The sequence below is a fragment of the Rhizobium sp. M10 genome (genome assembly GCF_002531955.1).
GTDB classification, from domain to species: Bacteria; Pseudomonadota; Alphaproteobacteria; order Rhizobiales; family Rhizobiaceae; genus Rhizobium; species Rhizobium etli_C.
In genome coordinates this window covers 98,644-105,015 of record NZ_NWTA01000024.1, presented here as the reverse complement: position 1 = coordinate 105,015, position 6,372 = coordinate 98,644, and the positions used below count along the sequence as shown (strand labels likewise).

Below are 6,372 nucleotides of genomic sequence, written 5' to 3'. Positions count from 1 at the left end.
CGTCACCCCCGACGAGTTCAAGTCCTACGAGACGGTCGCCTACAGCAAGGGTTTCCTGATGGTCGCCTCAAGCCCGCTGACCCGCTCCTCCCACCATGCCGGCGACGACTTCGCGCGGCTGAGGGCGGCGCGCGAAAAAGCCCCGCGACCGCAGAGAGATCCGGTGCCCGGGAACGGGAGGACCCTCGATTGCGAAATGGGTGTGATTTGACCGTCGGACGCACGAAGCACGCAAGGGAAAGATCATGTCAACGATAGCCATGCCGGAGCCGCGTGCTGACATTCTGGCGCGATTGCCTCAGATCATCGCCGAATTGGAAGCGGCCTTGCCCAAAGGCACCGTGATTTCGGATCCGCAGGAGACCCGGGCCTATGAATGTGACGCACTGACAGCCTATCGCTGTCCGCCGCTTGCGGTCGTCTTGCCGCGCAGTACCGAGGAGGTCGCGACAGCGATGCGTGTCTGTTATGAGCGCCGCGTCCCCGTCGTGCCTCGCGGGGCAGGGACCTCGCTCGCCGGCGGCGCCTTGCCCACCGCAGATAGCGTCGTTATCAGCACGATCCGGCTGCGCGAGATCCTCGAAGTCGACACGGCAAACCGATTTATCCGGGTCCAGACCGGTGTCACCAATCTTGCCGTGAGCGCCGAACTGGACGCGGATGGATTTTTCTACGCGCCCGACCCATCGTCGCAGCTTGCCTGTACGATTGCCGGCAATATCGCGATGAACTCAGGGGGCGCACACTGCCTCAAATACGGCGTCACCACGAACAATCTGATGGGCCTTCGCATGGTGCTGCCGAGCGGCGAAGTCGTCGAGCTCGGTGGGCCGTTTTTGGGGACGACCGGTCTTGATATTCTCGGACTCTTGTGTGGTTCCGAAGGCCAGCTGGCGATCATCACCGAGGCGACCTTGAAGATAATGCCCAAGGCCGAAGGCGCCCGGCCGATGTTGATCGGTTTCGAAAGCGCCGAGATTGCCGGTGAATGCGTCGGTCGCATCATCCGCTCCGGTCTGCTGCCGGTGGCGATCGAATATATGGACGACGTGTGCCTGCGCGCGGTCGAAGCATTTGCCAAAGCCGGATATCCCGCCTGCGCCGCCGTTCTGATCGTCGAGGTCGAGGGATCCGAAGAGGAGATCGACGAACAAACCCAGCGCATTCGCGCCATCGCTGAGGCGCTGGGAGCGGTAGAGTTTCGCAGCAGCCGAAACGCCGATGAATCGCTCGCGATCTGGAAAGGCCGCAAGTCGGCGTTTGGCGCGATGGGTCGTCTCGGCGACTACCTGTGCCTCGACGGAACGGTGCCGGTTTCGAAACTCCCCTATACGCTGAAGCGCATCGGCGAGCTCTCAACGCAATACGGCCTGGAAGTCGCCAACGTCTTTCATGCCGGTGACGGAAACATGCATCCGCTCATCTTGTTCAACGCCAACGCGCCGGGCGAGTTGGAGCGCGCCGAAGCTTTCGGCGCCGACATTCTTCGTCTTTGTGTTGACGTTGGCGGCTGCCTGACCGGCGAGCATGGGGTCGGCATCGAAAAGCGCGATCTCATGGCTGCACAATTCAACATGACGGACATGGACATCCAGATGGCGATCAAGGACGTCTTCGATCCGGCCTGGCTGTTGAACGCTGCCAAAGTCTTTCCCCTTGAGGTGAGTAAGCCCTACCGCGAGAGAGCTCGATCACGATGACAGAAGGCAACATGCCTGCATCCGTAGAGACCTTCTTCGCCCCCGCGGACGAACTTGAACTTTCCGCCTTCCTGGATGAGGCCTGCAAGACGGTAAAAGCGCTCCAAATCATGGGCGGCGGCACTCGCCTGAAGCCGAGTTTTCCATTCGAAACCACCACGCTGACGACCCGGCGCCTCAGCGGCATCGTGACCTACGAACCTGGTGCCATGACGCTGATCGCCCGAGCGGGGACGCCCGTTGAGGAAATCGAGGCGACGCTTGCCATAGAAGGCCAGGCACTGGCTTTCGAGCCCATGGATCATCGAACCGTTCTTAGCACGGGCGGTGTTCCAACCATCGGCGGCGTGGTTGCGACCAATGCTTCAGGGCCGCGGCGCGTCCAGATCGGCGCCTGCAGGGACCATCTGCTTGGGGTTCGCTTTGCCGATGGCCGGGGCCGGATCATCAAGAACGGCGGCCGGGTGATGAAGAACGTCACGGGTCTCGATCTTGGCAAACTTCTCTGTGGTTCCTTCGGCACACTGGGCGTCCTGACGGAAGTGGCCATAAAGACGCTGCCAGCGCCCGAAAGCGAGCTGTCGGTCGGCTTCAACAATGTGTCGGTGTCGGAAGCGAGCCGGATTTTTCAAACCGCGCTTGCCAGCCCCATGGAAATCTCCGGCGCCGCCTTTAGATCCGGGACCGCCTGGCTGAGGATCGAGGGGCGCTCCAAGCAGGTTAAATACAGGCGCGAAAAGATATTCGACCTGCTACCTCACTATAATATCGACTTTCTCTACGATGTTGTGAGCAAGGACCTGTGGAGCCGGCTGCGAGACCTGCACCACTTTGACGACCCGCAGTTGCCGCTGTGGCGAATCCTGGTCAAGCCGACGGATGCGCCGATCGTCGCATCCGCACTCGAGAACCTTGGAGGAACCGTATCGCTCGATTGGGGAGGCGGGTTGATCTGGTTTGCGGGGCAGGCGGAGCCGCTTGAGGTTCGCAGGGCCTGCGGCACCGGACAGGCCCTGTTGATGCGCAATGAAAGCCCATTTTGCGGCCCGAGGTTCGCGCCTGAAGGCGAAGCTGTTGCTCGCCTCTCGAAGGCATTGCGCAACCAGTTCGATCCCGCCGCAATCCTGAACCGCGGTTTGATGGACAGCTAGATGCAGACGAATTTCAATCAGACCCAGCTTTCAGACCCGGCTACACGCACATCAAACGAGATTCTGCGGTCCTGCGTCCATTGCGGCTTCTGCACGGCAACCTGCCCGACATATCGTGTGCTGGGCGATGAACTCGACAGTCCGCGCGGCCGGATCTACCTGATCAAGGATATGCTGGAAAACGACAGGGTTCCCGACGACGCAACCGTAAAGCACATCGACCGTTGCCTTAGTTGTCTCAGCTGCATGACGACATGCCCTTCCGGCGTGAACTATATGCACCTGATCGATCACGCGCGCGATTATATCGAGAAGAATTATACCCGCCGCTGGGACGATCGGGCGTTGCGATGGCTGCTGGCCCGGATAGTGCCGTATCCTCAGCGGTTCCGCTGGGCTTTGACCGCAGCCAAATTGGCCCGCCCCCTGCGGCGCCTTGTTCCCGATGCCCGGTTGCGGGCAATGCTGGAGATGGTGCCGGAGAGCATCCCTAAGGTCAGCAACAACGACAGGCCACAAGTATTTCCTCCAAAAGGCGAGCGGCGCAAACGCGTGGCTCTCCTGATCGGCTGCGCCCAGCGTGCGCTGAACACGGATATCAACGACGCAACGATCAGGCTTCTGACCCGCCACGGCTGCGAGGTGGTCGTTCCGAAAGGCATCGGCTGCTGCGGAGCGCTCACGCATCACATGGGAAAGGCCGAGGAAAGTCACGCCATGGCCAGCGCCAACATTCGCGCCTTGGTTCGGGAGCTTGACGGGGGAGGGCTGGATTCCATCGTTATCAACACGTCCGGATGCGGGACCACCGTCAAAGACTACGGACATATGTTCCGAAACGGCCCGATAGCGGCCGACGCCGAGCGCGTTTCGGCTATTGCCAGGGATGTCACCGAAGTCATGGCGGATATCGGGCTTGAGGACGCTGGGCACGCCGATCCGCTTCGCGTCGCCTATCACGGCGCCTGCTCCCTGCAGCATGGCCAGCAAATTCGCGCCCAGCCGAAGGATCTCCTGAAATCGGCGGGCTTCGATGTGGTCGAGCCGCGCGATTCCCACATCTGCTGCGGTTCGGCAGGCACCTACAATCTGCTGCAGCCGGCAATATCGCAGCAACTGCAATCGCACAAAGTCGCAACCATCGAGGCCGTTCGCCCGCAGCTGATCAGCACCGGCAATATCGGCTGCATGATGCAGATCGGTTCGGGTACCGAGCTTCCGATCGTCCACACCGTTGAACTGCTGGATTGGGCAACCGGCGGGCCAAAACCGAGAGGTCTTTCCAAGCTTCGATCTGGGCGACCGGCGCGGCGCGGCGGTTGAGATCGTGAGGCTATCCGCCCCCCAATCTGCGAGAAACGGTTTTCGCAGCTCCGGCGACGCGCTCGCCGATTTGCCCGATGAGCCGGTCAGGCATTCGATGCGTAGGACCGGAGACGGATATACCGGCCACGGCTTCGCCGTGTACATTCAAGATCGGCGCGGCGACACAGCGCATGCCTTTGGTCCGCTCCTCATCGTCAATCGCATAGCCCCGCTCCCGGCTGACGATCAGTTCCTCTTTCAACTGAGCGACCGAGCGCGCGGTATTTTCGGTAAACCGCTTCAAAGTGGAAGTCTTGAACAGGGCGGAAAGGCGACCATCATCATAGGTGCTCAGCAACGCCTTCCCGATGCCGGATGCATGAAGAGGCGAAAGAGTTCCGGGCGGAAAAAAGGCCCGTATGGATTCATGTGTCTCGACCTGGCTGATGAAGAGAATATTCCCGTCCTTCTCTATGCCGAGGTTCGACGTCTCTCCTGTCTCCAGCATCAATTCGCGCATGATCGGGCGGCTTCGTTCGACGACATTGGATCGGCGCAGAAATGCCGCTCCGGTGCGGTAGGCTTCCGGGCCGATGAACCAGACCTGCCGATCAGGGCTGATCTCGACGAACTCGCGGCGTTCGAGTGTGGCAAGAACGCGATGCATCGTCGCGGGCGATTGATCGAGATGGGCAGAAAGTTCAGACAGCGTCATTCCTTCCGGCGACGCCAGCGCCTCCAAGACATCCAGAGCGCGATCGAGCGACTGTATGACGCTTGAGGACTGGGGTTCGTTGAAGGATTTCGGGCGCCCTCGCCGTCGGTTTAAGTTTTGCATCGATCACCCTCGCAATTGCAGGCTTTTATCGTTAACTGAAAAACGAATTCACGCAATGAAAAATATCAAACTATTGAAATTCATTATAAAATACCAAATTATTACACGATTGAAAATATTTTTCAAAAAAATATATCTTCGCGCAAACCCATGTTATCTAGTTTGAAAGCACAGGAGGATGCATACCATGTACGGACAAAATCCGGTTTTCATCCCAGGCCCCACGAACATGCCGGAAATCTTGCGCAAGGCGGCGGACATGCCGACCATGGACCATCGTTCATCGATGTTCGGCGAAATCCTTCATCCCGCTCTGGCGGGTGTGAAACAGGTTCTCAAAACCGAAACTGCTTCCGTTTTCATTTTTCCTGCCACGGGCAGCGGGGGATGGGAGACGGCGATCACGAATACGTTGAGCCCGGGCGATCGCGTCCTGGCTGGCCGACACGGCATGTTCAGCCATAAGTGGATCGACATGTGCCGGCGCTACCAGCTGAAAGTCGATGCTATCGAGTCCTCCTGGCACGACGGCGTCCCGCTGGCGCAATACGAGGAACTTCTCAACGGCGACAAGGCGCACGAGATCAAGGCCGTTCTCGTTACCCACAACGAAACCGCGACCGGCGTCAAGTCCGACGTTGCGGCGGTGCGCAGGCTGCTGAATGCCGCCAATCATCCCGCTCTGCTACTCGTCGACGGCGTCAGCTCCATCGCTTCGATGGACTTTCGAATGGACGAATGGGGCGTCGATGTTGCCGTGACCGGGTCGCAGAAGGGATTCATGCTGCCTGTCGGTCTGGCGATTACCGCCTTTTCACCCAAGGCCATGGCGGCACTGGAAACGGCGAAACTTCCGCGGGCCTTCTTCGACGTGCGCGATATGGCCAAGGGCTATTCGACCAACGGCTACCCCTATACGCCGTCGGTCGGGCTCCTGAACGGTCTCAAAGTATCGATGGAGCTTCTTCTTCAAGAGGGGCTGGAGAACGTTTTTGCGCGCCACAGGCGCATCGCCTCCGGTGTTCGCGCCGCGGTTGGGGCCTGGCGGCTTGAGCTCTACGCCGCGCGCGAGGAGCTCTATTCCGACACGGTCACCGCGGTTCAGACGCCTGCCGGTTTCGATGCCTCCCGGTTTGTCACGCACGCTGCGACAAAATACGACGTCGCCTTCGGTGCCGGCCTCGGAGACGTCGCGGGTAAGGTGTTCCGCATCGGTCACGTCGGCAGCATGACGGATGTGATGGCGCTGTCCGGTATTGCCACGGCCGAGATGGTCATGGTCGATCTGGGCCTCAACATCAAACTCGGCTCCGGCGTTGCCGCGGCACAGGCGATCTATCGCAATAGCCAAACGTCCGCTGTCGAAATGGTCGCCTGA

At 59.9% G+C, this 6,372-nt stretch carries 5 protein-coding genes and 1 pseudogene; 5 read left to right on the top strand and 1 reads right to left on the bottom strand.

Annotated elements, in window-relative coordinates; translation table 11 throughout:
• The 4 genes and pseudogenes from CO671_RS27690 to glcF form a co-directional block, all read left to right on the top strand.
• Positions 1 to 211 (top strand): annotated as a pseudogene (locus CO671_RS27690) (hypothetical protein); the annotation flags it as partial.
• A 34-nt stretch (positions 212 to 245) separates the two neighbouring features.
• The gene (locus tag CO671_RS27685; RefSeq protein WP_097608623.1) at positions 246 to 1,700 is read left to right on the top strand and encodes an FAD-linked oxidase C-terminal domain-containing protein; all 1,455 of its coding nucleotides are present in this window, start codon (positions 246 to 248) and stop codon (positions 1,698 to 1,700) included.
• Positions 1,697 to 2,851 (top strand): FAD-binding protein, encoded by a 1,155-nt coding sequence (locus CO671_RS27680; protein ID WP_210201041.1) that lies wholly within the window; start codon positions 1,697 to 1,699, stop codon positions 2,849 to 2,851. The genes CO671_RS27685 and CO671_RS27680 overlap by 4 nt, the downstream gene beginning before the upstream one ends.
• On the top strand, positions 2,852 to 4,174 hold the full coding sequence (gene glcF, locus CO671_RS27675; RefSeq protein ID WP_097608622.1) for a glycolate oxidase subunit GlcF: 1,323 nt from the start codon (positions 2,852 to 2,854) through the stop codon (positions 4,172 to 4,174).
• A gap of 10 nt (positions 4,175 to 4,184) precedes the next feature.
• Here the strand turns inward: glcF and bhcR are convergent, their stop codons facing one another.
• The gene (gene bhcR / locus CO671_RS27670) at positions 4,185 to 4,994 is read right to left on the bottom strand and encodes an HTH-type transcriptional regulator BhcR (RefSeq protein ID WP_097608621.1); all 810 of its coding nucleotides are present in this window, start codon (positions 4,992 to 4,994) and stop codon (positions 4,185 to 4,187) included.
• Between the two features lie 187 nt (positions 4,995 to 5,181).
• Here bhcR and bhcA point away from each other — a divergent pair, with 187 nt between their 5' ends.
• Complete coding sequence (bhcA, locus tag CO671_RS27665) at positions 5,182 to 6,372, top strand: L-aspartate--glyoxylate aminotransferase BhcA (protein WP_097608620.1); 1,191 nt, start codon at positions 5,182 to 5,184, stop codon at positions 6,370 to 6,372.

Bases quoted from the DNA above. Each gene is read 5' to 3' on its own strand.
- bhcR (WP_097608621.1), bottom strand. From the start codon at position 4,994: ATGCAAAACTTAAACCGACGGCGAGGGCGCCCGAAATCCTTCAACGAA.
- CO671_RS27680 (WP_210201041.1), top strand. From the start codon at position 1,697: ATGACAGAAGGCAACATGCCTGCATCCGTAGAGACCTTCTTCGCCCCC.
- CO671_RS27685 (WP_097608623.1), top strand. From the start codon at position 246: ATGTCAACGATAGCCATGCCGGAGCCGCGTGCTGACATTCTGGCGCGA.
- glcF (WP_097608622.1), top strand. From the start codon at position 2,852: ATGCAGACGAATTTCAATCAGACCCAGCTTTCAGACCCGGCTACACGC.
- bhcA (WP_097608620.1), top strand. From the start codon at position 5,182: ATGTACGGACAAAATCCGGTTTTCATCCCAGGCCCCACGAACATGCCG.